The sequence below is a fragment of the Martelella mediterranea DSM 17316 genome (genome assembly GCF_002043005.1).
In the GTDB taxonomy this organism is placed as follows: Bacteria; Pseudomonadota; Alphaproteobacteria; order Rhizobiales; family Rhizobiaceae; genus Martelella; species Martelella mediterranea.
On the sequence record NZ_CP020330.1, the window covers coordinates 3,298,174 to 3,314,918 of the forward strand.

General features: G+C 61.3%; 17 protein-coding genes. 6 read left to right on the top strand and 11 right to left on the bottom strand.

The window, feature by feature from the left end:
• The first annotated feature begins 48 nt into the window (after positions 1-48).
• From Mame_RS15365 to rsmA, 3 genes are read left to right on the top strand one after another with little or no spacing between them, the layout of a single operon-like run.
• Entirely contained in the window at positions 49-1,002 is a 954-nt protein-coding gene (locus Mame_RS15365) for a SurA N-terminal domain-containing protein (RefSeq protein ID WP_018065986.1), read from the top strand.
• 3 nt (positions 1,003-1,005) lie between these two features.
• Complete coding sequence (pdxA, locus tag Mame_RS15370) at positions 1,006-2,022, top strand: 4-hydroxythreonine-4-phosphate dehydrogenase PdxA (protein WP_018065985.1); 1,017 nt, start codon at positions 1,006-1,008, stop codon at positions 2,020-2,022.
• Positions 2,019-2,846 (top strand): 16S rRNA (adenine(1518)-N(6)/adenine(1519)-N(6))-dimethyltransferase RsmA, encoded by an 828-nt coding sequence (rsmA, locus tag Mame_RS15375; protein WP_018065984.1) that lies wholly within the window; start codon positions 2,019-2,021, stop codon positions 2,844-2,846. Before pdxA ends, rsmA begins: the two co-directional genes overlap by 4 nt.
• Here the strand turns inward: rsmA and recO are convergent.
• The 9 genes from recO to rpoZ all read right to left on the bottom strand — a co-directional run bounded on the left by recO (position 2,843) and on the right by rpoZ (position 10,167).
• A complete protein-coding gene (gene recO / locus Mame_RS15380; RefSeq protein WP_018065983.1) occupies positions 2,843-3,598 on the bottom strand; it encodes a DNA repair protein RecO in 756 nt (251 codons plus the stop codon). The two genes, rsmA and recO, sit on opposite strands and share 4 nt — an antisense overlap.
• A 21-nt stretch (positions 3,599-3,619) precedes the next feature.
• Complete coding sequence (gene era, locus Mame_RS15385) at positions 3,620-4,543, bottom strand: GTPase Era (protein ID WP_018065982.1); 924 nt, start codon at positions 4,541-4,543, stop codon at positions 3,620-3,622.
• Positions 4,544-4,606: 63 nt separating this feature from the next.
• On the bottom strand, positions 4,607-5,308 hold the full coding sequence (gene rnc, locus Mame_RS15390) for a ribonuclease III (protein ID WP_018065981.1): 702 nt from the start codon (positions 5,306-5,308) through the stop codon (positions 4,607-4,609).
• Positions 5,309-6,055 carry a signal peptidase I gene (gene lepB / locus Mame_RS15395; protein ID WP_018065980.1) on the bottom strand — a complete coding sequence of 249 codons (747 nt, stop codon included), beginning with the start codon at positions 6,053-6,055 and terminating at the stop codon, positions 5,309-5,311.
• A 69-nt stretch (positions 6,056-6,124) separates the two neighbouring features.
• A complete protein-coding gene (gene acpS / locus Mame_RS15400) occupies positions 6,125-6,538 on the bottom strand; it encodes a holo-ACP synthase (protein ID WP_018065979.1) in 414 nt (137 codons plus the stop codon).
• Between the two features lie 19 nt (positions 6,539-6,557).
• The gene (locus Mame_RS15405; protein WP_235726840.1) at positions 6,558-7,058 is read right to left on the bottom strand and encodes a DUF2062 domain-containing protein; all 501 of its coding nucleotides are present in this window, start codon (positions 7,056-7,058) and stop codon (positions 6,558-6,560) included.
• Between the two features lie 131 nt (positions 7,059-7,189).
• A complete protein-coding gene (locus Mame_RS15410; protein WP_018065977.1) occupies positions 7,190-7,375 on the bottom strand; it encodes a hypothetical protein in 186 nt (61 codons plus the stop codon).
• A 110-nt stretch (positions 7,376-7,485) separates the two neighbouring features.
• Complete coding sequence (locus tag Mame_RS15415) at positions 7,486-9,672, bottom strand: RelA/SpoT family protein (protein ID WP_018065976.1); 2,187 nt, start codon at positions 9,670-9,672, stop codon at positions 7,486-7,488.
• Between the two features lie 93 nt (positions 9,673-9,765).
• Positions 9,766-10,167 carry a DNA-directed RNA polymerase subunit omega gene (gene rpoZ / locus Mame_RS15420; RefSeq protein WP_018065975.1) on the bottom strand — a complete coding sequence of 134 codons (402 nt, stop codon included), beginning with the start codon at positions 10,165-10,167 and terminating at the stop codon, positions 9,766-9,768.
• Between the two features lie 286 nt (positions 10,168-10,453).
• On the opposite strand from rpoZ, the gene Mame_RS15425 reads away from it, so the two are divergent.
• Positions 10,454-11,032, top strand: a complete 579-nt coding sequence (locus Mame_RS15425) for a LabA-like NYN domain-containing protein (RefSeq protein WP_018065974.1) — start codon at positions 10,454-10,456, stop codon at positions 11,030-11,032.
• Between the two features lie 38 nt (positions 11,033-11,070).
• Here Mame_RS15425 and smpB read toward each other — a convergent pair whose 3' ends face one another.
• Positions 11,071-11,550 (bottom strand): SsrA-binding protein SmpB, encoded by a 480-nt coding sequence (gene smpB / locus Mame_RS15430; protein ID WP_018065973.1) that lies wholly within the window; start codon positions 11,548-11,550, stop codon positions 11,071-11,073.
• Positions 11,551-11,584: 34 nt separating this feature from the next.
• Positions 11,585-12,466: a 4-hydroxy-tetrahydrodipicolinate synthase gene (dapA, locus tag Mame_RS15435; RefSeq protein ID WP_018065972.1), complete on the bottom strand. Its 882-nt coding sequence runs from the start codon at positions 12,464-12,466 to the stop codon at positions 11,585-11,587.
• Between the two features lie 199 nt (positions 12,467-12,665).
• On the opposite strand from dapA, the gene Mame_RS15440 reads away from it, so the two are divergent.
• Together Mame_RS15440 and murB are read left to right on the top strand one after the other, a co-directional pair.
• Entirely contained in the window at positions 12,666-14,729 is a 2,064-nt protein-coding gene (locus Mame_RS15440) for a lytic transglycosylase domain-containing protein (protein WP_018065971.1), read from the top strand.
• 140 nt (positions 14,730-14,869) lie between these two features.
• Positions 14,870-15,856 (top strand): UDP-N-acetylmuramate dehydrogenase, encoded by a 987-nt coding sequence (murB, locus tag Mame_RS15445; RefSeq protein ID WP_018065970.1) that lies wholly within the window; start codon positions 14,870-14,872, stop codon positions 15,854-15,856.
• Positions 15,857-16,745: the final 889 nt, after the last annotated feature.

Sequence of the window (16,745 nt, forward strand, 5' to 3'; positions counted from 1 at the left end):
GATGCGGCCGGTTGGCGTTTTCGCCCCGGCCGGGGAAAGGAATAAGACATGAACGCCGCCAGATTTACCGTGAATGCCTTTGCCGCTGCTGTGATCGCGACCGCATCGATCTTCGGCGTGCCTGCCCAGACGGCTTTCGCCAGGACCGTCGATATCGAGGTGATCGTCAACAATGTGCCGATCACCAACGACGATATCGCAAAGCGCAAGGCCCTGCTGCGGCTGATGGGCACCAAGGGCGCGACCGACGCCAAGGCGCGCGAGGCGATGATCGACCAGGCGCTGAAGCAGTCGGAGATCGCGTTCCGCGGCGCATCCGTCACCCAGACGGAAGTCGATGACGCCTTCCAGAACTTCGCCAATGGCAACAACATGTCCGTCGCCCAAATGAGCAGCATTCTCAACCAGGCGGGCGTCGGGGTCGAGCACTTCAAGTTCTTCATCGCCGTCAGCATGAGCTGGGGCCAGCTTCTGCGCGCCCGCTATGGCGCCAACACGCTGCTTCCCGACGACGAGTTCATCCCCCAGCTCGAAGCGGCCGAAAAAGAAGGCAAGAAGCCCGAAACCACCGAGTACCTGCTGAAGCGGATCGTCTTCGTGGTGCCGGAAAAAGAGCGCGGCTCGCTGCTTGGCAAGCGCAAGAACGAGGCCGAGGCCGCGCGCAAGAAGTTTCCGGGTTGCGATCAGGCGATTTCCTTCGCCGCGACCATGAACGACGTCACCGTCATCGATCTCGGCCGCTTCCTTGAACCGCAACTGCCGGCCCAGTGGAAGGACGCGGTCATCAAGTCGAGCGGCGACACCACCTCCGTCATCACCACGCCGGTGGGCGCCGAGTTCCTGGCCGTGTGCGAGCGCAAGACCGCCAATGACGACTATGCCGCCCGCCTGGTGCTGAGCGCCAAGGAAGATTCCGCCGAGGTGGATACCGACGCCGAGAGCGAGAAGTATCTCGAGGAATTGCGGGACAAGGCGCAGATCGTCACCCCGGGCAAGTCGTAATCCTTGGCAGATCTCACCAGGAAACCGCTGGCGCTTACCCAGGGTGATCCCGCCGGCATCGGCCCCGAGATCGCCCTGAAGGCATGGCACAGACGCGGCGAGAGCGGCCTGCCGCCCTTCATCTTTCTCGGCGATCCGCGCATTCTCGCCGCGCGCGCGGAAATGCTCGGCCTTGATATTCCGATCGAGATCACCGCGCCGGAGGCAGCGCTTGAGCGCTTCGACGAGACCCTGCCGGTGTTCGCGATCGACACCGCGCTCACCACCGCCCCCGGCAAACCCGATCCCGCGACCGGAGAAGGCACCATCGCGGCGATCGAAACCGCGGTGAAGCTCACCCTGCGCGGCAAGACGAGCGCCGTGGTCACCAATCCGATCGCCAAATCGGTGCTCTACAGCGCCGGCTTCAAATATCCCGGCCATACCGAGTTCCTGGCCGCCCTTGCCGGGCGCGAGACCGGAAAGCAGCTACGCCCGGTGATGATGCTCGCCTGCCCGGCCTTGCGGGTCGTGCCGGTCACGATCCATATTCCGCTGAAGGACGTGCCGGCCGCGCTTGATGAGGCGCTGATCGTCGATACGATCCGCATCACCGCGCAAGAGCTGAAATCCCGCTTCGGCCTTGCCGCGCCGCGCCTCGCCGTCGCCGGCCTCAATCCCCATGCCGGGGAGCAGGGCACGATCGGCCGCGAGGACGAGGAAATCGTGCGCCCCGCGCTTGAGCGCCTGCGCGCCGATGGCATGGACGTCGTCGGCCCCCTGCCCGCCGATACCATGTTCCACGCCGCCGCCCGCGCCCGCTACGATGCGGCGATCTGCATGTATCACGACCAGGCGCTGATACCGGTGAAGACGCTCGGCTTCGAGGCCGGCGTCAACGTGACGCTCGGCCTACCCTTCGTGCGCACCTCGCCAGACCACGGCACGGCCTTCGATATCGCCGACAAGGGGGTTGCCGATCCGACCAGCCTGGAAGAGGCGCTCAAGCTTGCGGCGCAGCTTTCGGAAAACGCCGCATGAGCCAGATCGACGACCTGCCGCCGCTGCGCGAAGTTCTTGCCGCCCATGATCTCGACGCGAAGAAGGCGCTCGGCCAGAATTTTCTGCTCGATCTCAACCTCACCCAGAAGATTGCCCGCACCGCCGGCGATCTTGAAGGCGCCCATGTCATCGAGGTCGGCCCCGGCCCCGGCGGGCTGACGCGCGCCATCCTCTCGCTCGGCGCGGAGAAGCTCACCGTCATCGAACGCGACGAGCGCTGCCTGCCGGCGCTTGAGGAAATCGCCTCTCATTATCCGGGTCGGCTGGAGATCATCGGCGGCGACGCGCTGAAAACGGATTTCGCGGCGCTTGCCGGCGATCGCCCGGTCAGGATCATCTCCAACCTGCCCTATAATGTCGGCACCCAGCTTCTGGTGAACTGGCTGTTGCCGCGCGCATGGCCGCCCTACTGGCAATCGCTGACGCTGATGTTCCAGAAGGAGGTCGCCCAGCGCATCGTCGCGGAAGCCGGCGACAATCACTATGGCAGGCTGGGCGTGCTCGCCGGATGGCGCACACAGGCGCGCATCGCCTTCGACGTGCCGCCGCAGGCCTTCACCCCGCCGCCCAAGGTGACCTCCAGCGTGGTGCACCTCACGCCCCGCGCCGAACCGCTTCCGGTGGCAGCCTCGGCGCTGGAGCGAGTCACGCAGGCCGCCTTCGGCCAGCGCCGCAAGATGCTGCGCCAGAGCCTCAAGAGCCTCGGCGGCGAAGCGCTGCTCGCCAAGGCCGGCATCGATCCGACGCGCCGCGCCGAGACGCTCAGCATCGCGGAATTCTGCGAGCTTGCCCGAAATCTTTAGCGAATCTGATGTTCGGTAGAGGCAGCGTCCAGAGCCTTCAGCGTGGCCTGGATGAAGCTTTCGCGCGCCGTGTCCGGCTTCAGGCCGCGCGGCTCATAGACGTGACGGTTCAGGAAAAATCCGGTCAGCCGGAAGCCGGCTTCCAGATCGGCCCGGTCGGCAGCCTCGTTCATGTCCGGTCGCAGAAACACCGGCAGCGCCAGCATGCGGTCGGCATAGGGCGTTCCGGCTGCGTTGGAGACCGCCCGTCCGGACTTGGGCGACACATAGGCAAGGTCCGTCCTCACCCCGCTCGCCGCGCATTGGGCGAGATCGAGGCCGAATCCGAGTTCGTTGAGCAGCGCCAGCTCGAAGCGCACGAACAGTTCACCGGCGGCGCTGGCATCATCGAGATGGGCGATGATCACCTCCATCGCCGCGCAGAGATGACGGTGCGGATCACGTTCCGGCAGCAGCCGCAGCAGTGAAGCCATCGCCTGGACGCCGTGCAGCGCCGGCGCGGAGAGCATCAGGAGCGCCGCCCGCTGCTCGATCGGCTCGACCCGGAATTCGCCGAGATGCTCGGAAAGCCGCGCGCGCCAGTGGAGCGAGACCCGGTTGCCCGGCTGCAGCACCGGCCGCATGGTCCGCGACCGGCCGCCGCGCACCATGCCGAGATGGCGGCCGTGATCGACCGTCATCACCTCGGCGATCACGCTGGTCTCGCCATGGCGGCGGCTTCCCAGAACAATGCCCTCATCCTGCCATTCCAAGGTGCTGCGTCTCCCGACGGATCAATCCGAGTAATCGAGCCCGATCTCGCGGTAGCGGGCCGGATCGTCGCCCCAGTTCTCCCGCACTTTCACGAACAGGAAAAGATGAACCGGCTGACCAAGAATCTCCGATAACTCCTTGCGCGCGCTCATGGAAATCGCCTTGATCGCCTCGCCGTTCTTGCCGAGCGCGATCTTCTTCTGGCTGTCACGCTCGACGTAGATCACCTGCTCGATGCGCACCGAGCCATCCTTACGCTCTTCCCATTTCTCGGTCTCGACATGGGAGGAATAGGGCAGTTCCTGATGCAGCCGCAGGAACAGCTTCTCGCGGGTGATTTCGGCGGCGAGCTGACGCATCGGCAGATCGGAAATCTGGTCCTCGGGATAATACCAGGGGCCCTCGGGAAGCCGTTTCGCCAGATAGTCCATCAGGTCGTCGCAGCCTGAACCGTTCGTGGCGGAGATCATGAAGGTCTCCTCGAAATCGATCGCCTCATTGGCGGCCGAGGCGAGCTTCAACAGGTCTTCGGGGCGCACACGGTCGATCTTGTTCAGCACAAGGATCTTGGGATGACGCACCTCTTTCAGGCCTTCGAGAATGGCCTCCGCATCGCCCTTGAGGCCGCGCTCGCTGTCGACCAGCAGCATGATCACGTCGGCATCGCGCGCGCCGCTCCAGGCGGCCATCACCATGGCGCGGTCCAGCCTGCGGCGCGGCTTGAAGATGCCGGGCGTGTCCATGAACACGATCTGCGTCTTGTCGTGGATGGCAATGCCGCGCAGCGTGGCGCGGGTGGTCTGCACCTTGTGGCTGACGATCGTCACCTTGGCGCCGACAAGGCGGTTCACCAGCGTGGATTTGCCGGCATTGGTCGGGCCGATCAGGGCGACAAAGCCGGATCGGGTGTCGGCGCCCACCGGCATGGTTTCAGTCTCGGTCATGGCAACTCCTGCGGTTTTCCGCGTCACGGCGGCCGCATTATAACAGGTTCAAGAATGACAGGCTCAGCTTTCGGCCGTCCAGACGCCCTCGCGCTCCAGAAGCCGGGTGGCCGCCACCTGTTCGGCGGCGCGCTTGGAGCGATCGATACCGGTTTCCGGCGCTACGCCGCTGACGGTGACCGTCACCGTGAAGCGCGGCTCGTGATCGGGGCCCGAACGGTCCTCGACCTTGTAGACCGGGGTCTGGCCGAAGCGGGCATGCGCCCATTCCTGCAATTCGGTCTTGGCGTCGCGGCGCAGCGTCACGCCATCGGCAAACAGCGGCTTCCACCAGGTCTCGATGAATTCGCGCGCAGGCTTCAGGCCGCCTTCCAGATAGATCGCCGCGATCACGCTTTCGACGACATCGGCCCGGATCGAGAGCACGCGCTTGCCGGTGAGCTTCTTGACGTCCTGCCCGGTCTTGATGAACCGGTGCAGGCCGAGATCGTCGGCAACCCGCGCGCAGGCTTCGGCGCTGACAAGCTGGTTCAGCCGCACCGAAAGCTCGCCCTCGCTCGCACCCGGAAACAGCCGGAACAGGTTTTCGGCGATCACCAGCCCCAGCACCCGGTCGCCGAGAAATTCAAGCCGCTCGTAATTGTCGTCCTTGCCGCTTCGCGCGCTTGCGTGCGTCAGCGCCAGCGCGAGGCGCTTGCGATCGGCGAAATCGAAGCCGATCAGCTTGGCAAATGCGTCGACATCAGCGCCGTGCCTTTCCGTCATTCAGCCACCGATAACCTTGAACATGCGGTCCCAGCGCATGTTGAACGGCCACTTCCATATCTGCGCGAAGGAGGTGTCGTTGCCGAGCGAGAAGAAGATCAGGCTGGCGCGGCCGATGAGGTTTTCGGCCGGCACGAAACCGACATCGAAACGGCTGTCGAGCGAATTGTCGCGATTGTCGCCCATCATGAAATAATGGTCCTCGGGCACGATGAACTCGCGGGTATTGTCACCAGGGCCGTTGCGCAGTTCGTCGAGCGTGTCGTAGCTGACGCCATCGGGCAGCGTTTCGCGGAAGACCGGGATATCGCGGCCCGGATCGCGGCGATAATCGGAGGTGAAGGTGCCATCGGCGGTGCGTGGCACCGGCTCGTCGTTCAGGTAGAGAATACCGTTCCTGACCTGCACCCGGTCACCGGGAAGGCCGATCACGCGCTTGATGTAATCGATATCGGGATTGGGCGGATAGCGGAACACGACGACATCGCCGCGGTCGGGATCGCTACCGAAAATGCGGCCAGAAAACAGGTTCGGCGAGAACGGAAGGGAATAGCGCGAATAACCGTAGGAGAACTTGTTCACGAACAGATAGTCGCCAACCAGAAGCGTCGGCATCATCGACCCGGAGGGAATCGTGAACGGCTGAAACAGGAAGGTCTTGATGACCACCGCCAGAAGAAGCGCCTGGACGATGACCTTCACATTGCTCCACAGCGAGCTTTCCTGTTTTTCTTCTTTTTCAGACACGCAGTGCTTCCTTTTGCTCACCGGTTTCGCCATGAGCTTTAGCCCCTTAGCCAAAAACGGGCAATGTTTTTAAGAAGGTTTCGCGCTCTCCTCCACCGCCTCGATGATGACGAAGGCCTGCGCGAGCGGGTAATCATCGGTGATGGTGATGTGGATCCACGCCTCGTGGCCTGCGGGAATCAGGCGCGCGAGCGCTACCCCGGCGCCGCCGGTGAGCTTCATGGTGGGCTTGCCGCCGGGCAGGTTGACCACGCCCATGTCCTTCCAGAAAACGCCCTGCGCGATGCCGGTACCAAGCGCCTTTGAGCAGGCCTCCTTGGCGGCGAAGCGCTTGGCATAGGACGCGGCGCGGTTTCGCCGCCGGTCGGACTTTGCCCGTTCGATATCGGTGAAGCAGCGCGCCGTGAACCGCTCGCCGAAGCGCTCGATGGTCTTTTCCACGCGCCTGATATCGATCAGGTCGCTGCCGAGGCCGACGATCATGGCATTCCTCCCGGTGGTTTCAATTCTTCGAACCGTTCATGGCGCCGTTCTGAAGCTCTGCCTGACGCGCCGCGATCATCGCCTGGCGGCGGGTCTGGAAGGACTGCACCGCATAATAGGTGGCGATGTAGAACAGACCGCCGCACACGAGCGCGGGGACAATCGAACCGACGATCATCGGTTCGAGCAACGGCTTCCAGAGATCGGAAAGCTCGAACTTTTTGACCAGTTCGACAAGGTCGATATGCTGGCGCCCTTCAGCGCTGCGCCCCAGCACGTAGCTGCCGAACTTCCATGTGGACAGCCAGATGAACGGAAAGGTCAGCGGGTTGCCGAAGGCGGTGCCAAGAGCGGAAGCGAATAGGTTGCCGCCAAGAACGAAGGCGATCGCAAAGGCGGAGACAAAATGCAGGCCGATGAACGGCGTCCATGAAACGAACACCCCCGCGGCGATGCCCATGGCGATCGCATGCGGCGTGGCCCGCAGCCGCACGGTGCGGTGATAGATATAGACCGGCACGCGCCAGAAACCCTTTCTGGGCCAGACCGCGCCGCGCAATCGCTGCCAAAAACTTGCCGGAGAACGTCTCTTGAAAAGCATGACCTAGTTTTGACAGCTGGGAGGATGAATGCAAGCGCGTTTTGGCAAACTCAGTCCGGCTTCACGCGGCGGCGCACCTCGTCATCGTCGCTCTCCCGCAAATCTTCGGGTTTCGGGCGTCCGGGATCGAAATTCTGGTCGATATTGTCGAATACGTGCTTCACGCCCTCGGCCTCGCTTTCGCTGACCTTGGGGTGCGTGAAGCGTTTGAAGAAGTCGCGCAAACCATCCCACATGGCGTTCCTGCCTTTCGTCGGTTGATGACTGTTAGACGCAAACTTGAACCATAATGTTCCATAGCGGCCGTGGCCATCGCGTGTCATCGGGCGACAGAGCTGACAACCTTTCAGACGAATTCCCGCTTCACGGTCGCCACGCAATCGAGCGCCTTGAGCTGGTTGATCGTCTGCGTGAGCTGCCGGAGATCCCAGACCTCCATGTCCATGCCGACTTCGGCAAAATCCTCGGCGATCACGTCCATCCGGATCGAGCGGATATTGACGTCGAGCGTGGCGATGGTCGAGGTGATGCGGGCGAGCGTGCCGGGCTCGTTCAGCACGTTGATGCCGATGCGCGCGCGGAACCGCTTGTCATTGGTGGAATCGATATCCCAGCGGATGTCGACCCAGCGGTCCGGCTGATCCTCATATTGCTGAAGGCCAGGCGACTGGATCGGATAGACCGTGATGCTGCCGTCATCCTCGGTGATACCGACGATGCGGTCGCCGGGGACTGCGCCCGACGGCGAAAAGCGCACGATCGCCGCGCCGTTGAGGCCGCGCAGCGGCACGCCCGCCTCGCTATCGGCATCCGGCAGGCGAAACGCCATGCCCTCGCCCTTCGGCAGGCTCACCCAGCCATCCTCGACGCTGGGCTTGATGGTGACGCGCTCGTCCTTGTGATCCGGGAACACGGCCTTCAGCACATCGACGGAAGAAAGCTCGTTGCGGCCGACGGCGGCGATCACGTCCTCGACATCGCTCTGGCCGAGACGGTGCAGGACCGAGGCCAGCACCTCGCGCGAGAAGGTCTTGCCGGAGCGGGCGAAGGTGCGCTCCAGGATCCGGTAACCGAGGCCGCTATACTGCTTGCGGATCGCCGCCCGCGTCGCCCTGCGGATTGCCGCGCGCGCCTTGCCTGTGACGACGATGCCTTCCCAGGCCGGCGGCGGCACCTGCACGCCCGAGCGGATGATCTCCACCTCGTCGCCATTGTTGAGCCGTGTCACCAGCGGCATCATCCGCCCGTTGACCTTGGCGCCGACACAGGTATCGCCGATATTGGTGTGAACCGCATAGGCGAAATCGATCGGCGTCGCGTCCTTCGGCAACGCTATGAGCTGGCCCTTGGGCGTGAAGCAGAACACCTGGTCCTGAAACAGTTCCAGCTTGGTATGCTCGAGAAATTCCTCGGGACTGTCGCCTTCGGCCAGCGCCTCGATGGTCTTGCGGAACCAGGAGAATACATTGGTCTCGTCATTGGCAGCGCCGGCCACCCTGCCCTCCTTGTAGAGGGAATGGGCGGCAATGCCGTATTCGGCGATGTCGTGCATCGCGCGGGTGCGGATCTGCAGTTCGATGCGCTGCCTCAGCGGCCCGACAATGGTGGTGTGCAGCGACTGGTAGCCATTCTGCTTCGGATTTGAGATGTAATCCTTGAAGCGTTCCGGCACCATGCGCCAACGGGTATGCACAAGCCCGAGCGCCCGGTAGCAGCTCTCAAGCTCATCGACGATGATCCGGAATCCGTACAAGTCCGACATCTGCTCGAAGGACAGCGATTTCGACTGCATCTTGTTGAAGATCGAGAACGGCTTCTTCAGCCGGCCCTTGACCTTGACGTCGACGAGACCGTGCTCGGTCAAGAGCGCCTTGAGTTCGTCCTCGATGCTCTTAACCATGGCCTGGTTCTGACCGGCGAGGTCCTGCAGCTTGTCGCGGATGGTCTGATAGGCTTCCGGATTAATGTACTGGAAGGACAGATCCTCCAGTTCCTCGCGCATGTCCTGCATGCCCATGCGGCCGGCGAGCGGCGCGTAGATTTCCATCGTCTCCTCGGAAATCCGCCGGCGCTTGTCGGCGCGCATGTAATAGAGCGTGCGCATGTTGTGCAGCCGGTCGGCAAGCTTGACCAGAAGCACGCGCACGTCATCGGCCACGGCGAGAAACAGCTTGCGCAGGTTTTCGGCCTGCTGCGCCTTGCGGGAGACCAGATCGAGACGCTTGATCTTGGTGAGTCCCTCCACCAGCGCGCCGATCTCGTCGCCAAAGAACTGGTCGATCTCGTCACGCGTCGCAGAGGTATCCTCGATCGTGTCATGCAGCAGCGCGACCGCGATCGTCGATTCGTCCATGTGCAGGTCGGTCAGGATCGCCGCGACTTCGAGCGGGTGGGAGATATAGGGGTCACCGCTGGCGCGCTTCTGACGCCCATGCTTCTGCATGGCGTAGACATAGGCCTTGTTGAGCAGCGCGATATCGGCGTCAGGCTTATATTTCTGTACCCGCTCAACGAGTTCGTATTGCCGCATCATGGCTCAGTGACCGGGCCCATCATGGGCGCATTGCGGACCCTCAGGTCCGCTGAAATGGAAAGCGGCCGCGGGGTGCGCCCGCAGCCGGCAATATCAGTAGTCGTCGCCTTTTTCCGGCGGAACCAGGCCTTCGATACCGGAGCGAAGCTCTTCTTCCGACATCTGGTCGAAGGGGATGGCGTCCGGCATGTCCGGACGATCCGCGGGCTCGGCGGCGTCCTCGTCGGCCGAAGCGCTGGCCGAGCTGTCGGCCTCTGGTTCGTCGACTTCGACATGGCGCTGAAGCGAATGGATCAGGTCTTCCTTCAGATCGTCAGGCGAAAGGGTTTCGTCGGCGATCTCGCGAAGGGCCACGACCGGGTTCTTATCATTGTCGCGGTCGACGGTGATCTGGGCGCCCTGGGAGATGAGACGCGCACGATGTCCTGCGAGCAGAACGAGATCGAACCGGTTGTCGACTTTGTCGATACAGTCTTCAACTGTGACTCGAGCCATTGACTGTCCTTTTAGGAGATTTCTGTGGAATTGCACCTCATAAAGGAGCCGAGCCCGGAATTCAAGGGCGCAATTCATCCCTTCGGAAGCCTCGCCGCTGCCGCCTTACGTGTTTTACCCGCCCAGGCTGAAACTTGGTGTTGAATTCCTCTGAGCAGATGCTTAAATCTCAGGCGAATTGTAAACTTTGTGGCACAATTTTGATCTCTTGTCGTTTACCCGTATATCGCCGATGCGATCATATATCAGCCGTCGGTAATATAAATTATATTTGAGGACATGTTTTATGTTTGATCCGCGCGAGAAAATTGCGCTCTTCATCGATGGCGCGAACCTTTACGCCGCCTCCAAGGGCCTCGGTTTCGACATTGATTATCGCAGACTGCTGAGGGTGTTTCAGGGCAAGGCCTACCTTCTGCGCGCCTATTATTACACGGCGCTGATCGAAGACCAGGAATATTCCTCGATCCGTCCGCTGATCGACTGGCTGGATTACAACGGCTACAAGGTCGTGACCAAGCCCGCCAAGGAATTCACCGATTCCATGGGTCGGCGGAAGATCAAGGGCAATATGGATATCGAGCTGGCGATCGACGCGATGGAGCAAGCGTCGACGGTCGATCATCTCGTGATCTTTTCCGGCGACGGCGATTTCACCACGCTGGTGGAAGCGTTGCAACGCAAGGGCCGCAAGGTTTCGGTGGTCTCGACCATGGCAACCCAGCCGCCGATGATCGCCGACGATCTGCGCCGGCAGGCCGACCATTTCATCGATCTGGTTTCGCTGAAGCAGGATATCGGACGCGAACCGTCGGAACGGCCCCAGCGCGTGCCGGAAGTGGTGAGTTCAGATTTCGACGACTGAAGCGGCGGACTGGTCACAAGCGGCAGACGCCGCTCGGGTCAGCCGAGGCTCTTGAGAAGCCTGCTCTTTTCGCGGTTCCAGTCGCGTTTCTTGGCCGTTTCGCGCTTGTCGTGCAGCTTCTTGCCCTTGCCGAGCGCAAGCTCGAGCTTGGCCCGGCCGCGATCGTTGAAATAGAGCTTCAGCGGGATCAACGTCATGCCGTCGCGATTGACAGCGGAGCGCAGGCGATGAATTTCGCGCTTGCCCAGGAGCAGCTTGCGGCGACGACGCGGTTCGTGATTGAAGCGGTTGCCCTGCAGATATTCCGGAAGATAGGAATTGATCAGCCACATTTCGCCATCCTCATCGGAGGCGTAGGATTCGGCGATATTGGCCTTGCCCTCGCGGAGCGACTTGACCTCGGTTCCGGTCAGCACTAGGCCGGCCTCAAGCGTGTCGAGGATTTCATAATTGAACCGTGCCTTGCGGTTTTCGGCGACAATATTGAGCCGACCACCCTTGCTGCCCTTCGGAACCATGAAAGTCTTCCAGTCTGCTATCGGCCGGACGCGATCAGTTCAGCAATCCGGCATGTTTCAGCGCCGCGTCGATTTCGGCGGCGGTTCTGTCATCCACCGGCGTCAGCGGCAGACGGACCGCACCGTCCATACGGCCAATCCTGTTAAGCGCGTATTTAGTGCCGCAAACGCCCGGTTCAAGAAACAGCGCCCGGTGGAGCGGCATCAGCCGGTCCTGATATTCCAGCGCCCTGACGAAATCACCGCCAAGCAAAGCGTTCTGGAATTCGGCGCAAAGCTTCGGCGCGACATTGGCGGTGACGGAGATCGCGCCCACCCCACCCTGCGCGGCAAAGCCGAGCGCCGTGGCATCCTCGCCCGAAAGCTGGATGAAATCCTTGCCGCAGGTAATACGTTGCTCTGACACGCGGTCGAGCTTGGCCGTGGCATCCTTGACGCCGACGATGTTGGAATGCGACTTCACCAGCGCGCCCATCGTCTCCGGCAGAAGGTCGATCACCGAGCGCGGGGGGATGTTGTAGATGAAGATCGGCAGCTTGGTGGCCTCGGCGATCGCCGAGAAATGCGCGAACAGGCCCTTCTGGGTCGGCTTGTTGTAATAGGGCGTGACCACCAGCAGCGCATCGGCGCCGGCCTTTTCCGCATGAAGCGCCAGTTCAATGGCCTCGCGCGTGTTATTGGAACCGGCCCCGGCGATCACCGGAACCCGGCCCGCGACCACTTCCACGCAAAGGTCCACCACCCGTTTGTGCTCGGCGTGGCTCAGCGTCGGGCTTTCGCCGGTGGTGCCGACGGGCGACACGCCGTGACTGCCCTCGCCGATCTGCCAGTCGACATGCGCGGCGAATGCCTGCTCGTCGACCGCGCCGTCGGCTGTAAAGGGCGTAACAAGGGCGGGTATGGACCCCTTGAACATGCAGATTCTCCTGACGGCCCTCGTTTTAAAGCCGCATTCTTGTTGTCAAATCGCGCGCACCATAATGCCGGACATCAGGTACTGCAAGCATTAGCATTCGAAGCAGCAAACCGCTCGATTGTGTGATAGCTTAAGGCGATATTAACCGCGATAAACGAGATTGACGGAGCCCGACTGAATTCGACCCCTGGATGATCGAATGAAGAAAACACTTTCCATGATTTCGCTCGCCGCCGTGATGACGGCAGCGGAGATGACTCCCCTCGCCGCGCAGGATTTCCCCTCGATGGCGCCGATTCCCTACGCCCGGCCGGACCGTTCCGTGCTGCCGCCCTCGCTTGAGGTGACGGGCGCGATCAGCCAGCCGATCGCCAATCCGGCGTCGAGCACGGTGCTGAAACAGGGTCTCGACGCGCTCAAGGACAGCAATGTCCCTGGCGCGATGCAGGCGCGGGCGCGCCTGCCCGACAACAGCCTGGACCATCAGATTCTGAGTTGGGCGATCGCCGTTTCCGGCGAACCTGGCGTCCCTTCCTCCGAAATCGCGGAAGCCCAGCAGGAGCTTCGCGGCTGGCCGGGGCTTTCCTCGCTGCGCGCCAATTCCGAACGGGCCTTCGCGCGCGAAAACCCCTCGCCCAACACCGTGCTCGCCGCCTTCGGCAACACGCTGCCGGAGACCTCGCAGGGCACGATCCTGCTCGCGCGCGCCTATCTGGCGACCGGGCAGAAGCAGAAGGCGCACGATATCATCAACCGCGCCTGGACCGGATGGGCGCTCGACACCAGTTCGGAGAACCAGATTCTCAAAGAGTTCGGTTCGATCCTCAGCCAGACCGATCACAAGAACCGGATGATCTACCTGATGTATCGCGACCGCGCGACCCAGGCCAAGCGGTTCTCCGAAATGGGCAATGCCCAGTCCTTCTACAACGCCTGGGCCGCCGTCATTCGCCGACAGGACAATGCCGGCAGCCTGATCAATGCCGTGCACTCGTCCTGGCGCAGCGATCCGGCCTTCCTCTATATCCAGATCCGCAATGCCCGTCAGAACAACCAGTATGACACCGCGGCAGCGCTTCTGAAAAAGATGCCGCGCAATCAGGCAGCCCTCGTCAACCCCGACCAGTGGTGGGATGAAAGCCGCATCATCGGGCGTCAGTATTATGAAGACGGAAAAGCGCGACAGGCCTATCAAGTGGTCGCCGCCGCGATGCCGGAGGGTCGTCTCGACCGGCTGGATGCCGCGTTCCACGCTGGCTGGATCGCGTTGCGCGGCCTGAACGATGGCCGGACCGCATCGAAGCATTTCGCCGATATCGTCGCGATCTCCTCGACCCCGATCTCGGCATCGCGCTCCTATTACTGGCAGGGCCGGGCCGCTGAAGCCGGCGGACCGGGCAATGCGCGCGACTTTTACCGCAAGGCCGGCTCCTACGAGACCACCTTCTACGGTCAGCTTGCGCTGCAGAAACTCGGACAGACGCGTTTGAGCGTGCCCTATCCGAGCCCGACTGCCGCCGACCGCACGAATTACCAGCGTAATCCCGCGGTGCAGGCGATCGCCCGGCTCGAGGCCGTCGGCCATGGCTGGCGCGCCGATTCGCTCTATCGCGCGCTCGCCGAACAGCTTACGAGCCCCGGCGAACTCGCCCTTCTCGCCTATCAGGCGGAAAAGGACCGCAGCCACAGCCTGTCGCTTCAGGTCGGCAAGATCGCCTATGGCCGCGGGCTCGATGTCGCCGCGCTCGCCTTCCCGATCGGCGTGATCCCGACCAACGCCAATATTTCCGGCTCCGGCATGGCGCTCGCCTATGCGATCGCGCGGCAGGAGAGCGCCTTCAATCCCGGCGCGGTCTCGCCGGCCGATGCCCGCGGGCTGCTGCAGCTTCTGCCGACCACCGCCCAGCGCGTCGCCAGCCGTCACGGGCTTTCCTATTCGGCAAGCCGGCTGACCGGCGATCCGGCCTATAACGCCACGCTCGGCGCGCATTATCTCGGCGAGCAGATCGACCGGTTCGGCGGCTCCTATATCCTCACCTTCGTCGCCTATAATGCAGGACCGGCGCGGGTGCCGCAGTGGATCGAGCGCTTTGGCGATCCGCGCGGCAAGAACCTCGATTTCGTGATCGACTGGATCGAATCGATTCCCTATCCGGAAACCCGCAACTATGTTCAGCGGATCATGGAAAACTACGAGATCTACAAGGCCCGCCTCGATCAGCCGACCGATATCGCCCGCGACCTGATCTACGGCCGGACCTGACGCCGGAGCGCCGGGCGAAAAAGAGCATTGCCCCATCAGCGTCGGCCGGCCTTGCGCCGTGCCGGCGCTCTCGGCTATTTGACCGACCATCAGCGCCCGCCCGGCTCGGCCGGACGCCCAACAGGTGGAACCGCCCTCCGATGGACATGATTTCCGATTTCGACCTGACCGGCAGCAACACGTTTGGCCTGAAATCTTCAGCACGCCGGGCCGTGATCGTCGATGATCCGGAAATGCTGCCGGCACTTGCCCACGAAAGCGCCGCCTCCGGCCTGCCGCTGCGCATTCTCGGCGGCGGCAGCAATGTGGTGCTCAATGAGCGGCTCGAGGCCATCGTCGCGCTGATGCGGATCGGCGGTCGGCAGGTCGTGCGCCGGACTGAGAGCGAAACCATCGTTACCGCCGGGGCCGGCGAAAACTGGCACGATTTCGTGTCCTGGACCGTCGCGGAGGGCGTTCCGGGACTGGAAAACCTCGCCGGCATTCCCGGCACGGTCGGCGCCGCTCCGATCCAGAATATCGGCGCCTATGGCGCGCAACTCTCCGATTTCTTCCTGTCGCTCGAGGCCTTCGATCTGAAGGACGGCGTCGTCCGCACCTTCGATGCTGCGGCCTGCCGCTTTGCCTATCGCCAGAGCCATTTCAAGGCCGAGCCCGGTCGCCATGTCATCCTGTCGGTCACGCTCGCCCTGCCAACCGTATGGCGGGCGAAACGCGATTACGCCGGTCTCGACCTGTTGCCCGAGCAGGCCTCGGCGCAAGAGGTACTCGATCATGTCGTCGCTCTCAGGGCCTCGAAGCTTCCCGACTGGCGGACGCTCGGCAATGCCGGCTCATTCTTCCACAATCCGGTGGTCAGCGCCGAAAAGGCCGCCGAAATCGCGGGCGCGCCGCGCTATCCCCAGCCCGACGGCACGGTGAAACTCTCCGCCGGCTGGCTGATCGAGCAATGCGGCCTCAAGGGCTTCCGCCTCGGCCCCGCCGGCACCTACGCCCGCCACGCCCTCGTCCTCGTCAACCACGGCGGCGCCACAAGCACGGATATCGCCGCGCTCGCCAACCATACCCGCGACAAGGTGCGGGAGCGGTTCGGCGTGGAACTGGTGCAGGAACCGATCGCGTTTTGAAAGGTAGTGAATAGTTAGAGAAGTGGACCCTTTTTATAAAAGGATATTCTCCAAACCTAGTAACTTTGTCACGATATGCTACCAATAAATGATCACCGAGGACCTGTGAATTTTTTTCCCAAAAATTCAATGTGAAGGGTAATAAGTGAATATAAAGTCGACCATAGAAACTACCAAGAAAGTTATAAAAATAGAAAAAATCAAGGCGAGTAAATTAATAGATAAAATTATTGGATCACGATATTTATAAATCGACTTCACGCTTGAAATAATATCAACCCTATAATCCCTTAACATTAACCTTGATATTATCAAATTTATTAAGTTCTGATTCATATAAAAAATTGATAACCAGAAAATTATAGCAACAATAGATAAAAAGAATATAGAAAAATATTTAACTAATTTCAGTTCGTATACCGGAATGTAGTCAATTGAATATTTAATAATAAAAATTAAAGCAGAAAATCTAATTATAAAACCGACAAAATCGGATATTTTTTTGGTGAAGTTAAAATTCTTGTCGAAATCATCAGATGCCATGTCCTCCAATAGCGTTAGAGCATTCAGAAGTCGTTTCCCAATCTGGATTCTCATTCGAAATCTCCCTTCAAGAGCGCAAACGCATGTATAGATAGAGCCCGCTAGGAAAACCCAGCAGGCCGATTATATCCAAAAAGTATCGCTCGATCATTGAAGATTTGCGCTACGCAACAGCGACGCGACCCTGCCATTTCGAGACAATCGTGGCAAGCCGCGCAATAGCAGTGCGCCGGGCAAGGCCTAGCGGTTCGCGAAGTTTCTATTTGCTTTCGAGGAAAGGCCGAAGATTCTTTGAAGACATTCCAACTTCCATTTTGTTACGTGTTTTGTAACAGAAAGTTGGCCG

Coding starts and splice junctions, on each gene's coding strand:
- Mame_RS15365 (WP_018065986.1), top strand. CDS start 49: ATGAACGCCGCCAGATTTACCGTGAATGCCTTTGCCGCTGCTGTGATC.
- rsmA (WP_018065984.1), top strand. CDS start 2,019: ATGAGCCAGATCGACGACCTGCCGCCGCTGCGCGAAGTTCTTGCCGCC.
- era (WP_018065982.1), bottom strand. CDS start 4,543: ATGACCGAGACTGAAACCATGCCGGTGGGCGCCGACACCCGATCCGGC.
- rnc (WP_018065981.1), bottom strand. CDS start 5,308: ATGACGGAAAGGCACGGCGCTGATGTCGACGCATTTGCCAAGCTGATC.
- acpS (WP_018065979.1), bottom strand. CDS start 6,538: ATGATCGTCGGCCTCGGCAGCGACCTGATCGATATCAGGCGCGTGGAA.
- Mame_RS15410 (WP_018065977.1), bottom strand. CDS start 7,375: ATGTGGGATGGTTTGCGCGACTTCTTCAAACGCTTCACGCACCCCAAG.
- Mame_RS15415 (WP_018065976.1), bottom strand. CDS start 9,672: ATGATGCGGCAATACGAACTCGTTGAGCGGGTACAGAAATATAAGCCT.
- rpoZ (WP_018065975.1), bottom strand. CDS start 10,167: ATGGCTCGAGTCACAGTTGAAGACTGTATCGACAAAGTCGACAACCGG.
- Mame_RS15425 (WP_018065974.1), top strand. CDS start 10,454: ATGTTTGATCCGCGCGAGAAAATTGCGCTCTTCATCGATGGCGCGAAC.
- smpB (WP_018065973.1), bottom strand. CDS start 11,550: ATGGTTCCGAAGGGCAGCAAGGGTGGTCGGCTCAATATTGTCGCCGAA.
- dapA (WP_018065972.1), bottom strand. CDS start 12,466: ATGTTCAAGGGGTCCATACCCGCCCTTGTTACGCCCTTTACAGCCGAC.
- Mame_RS15440 (WP_018065971.1), top strand. CDS start 12,666: ATGAAGAAAACACTTTCCATGATTTCGCTCGCCGCCGTGATGACGGCA.
- murB (WP_018065970.1), top strand. CDS start 14,870: ATGGACATGATTTCCGATTTCGACCTGACCGGCAGCAACACGTTTGGC.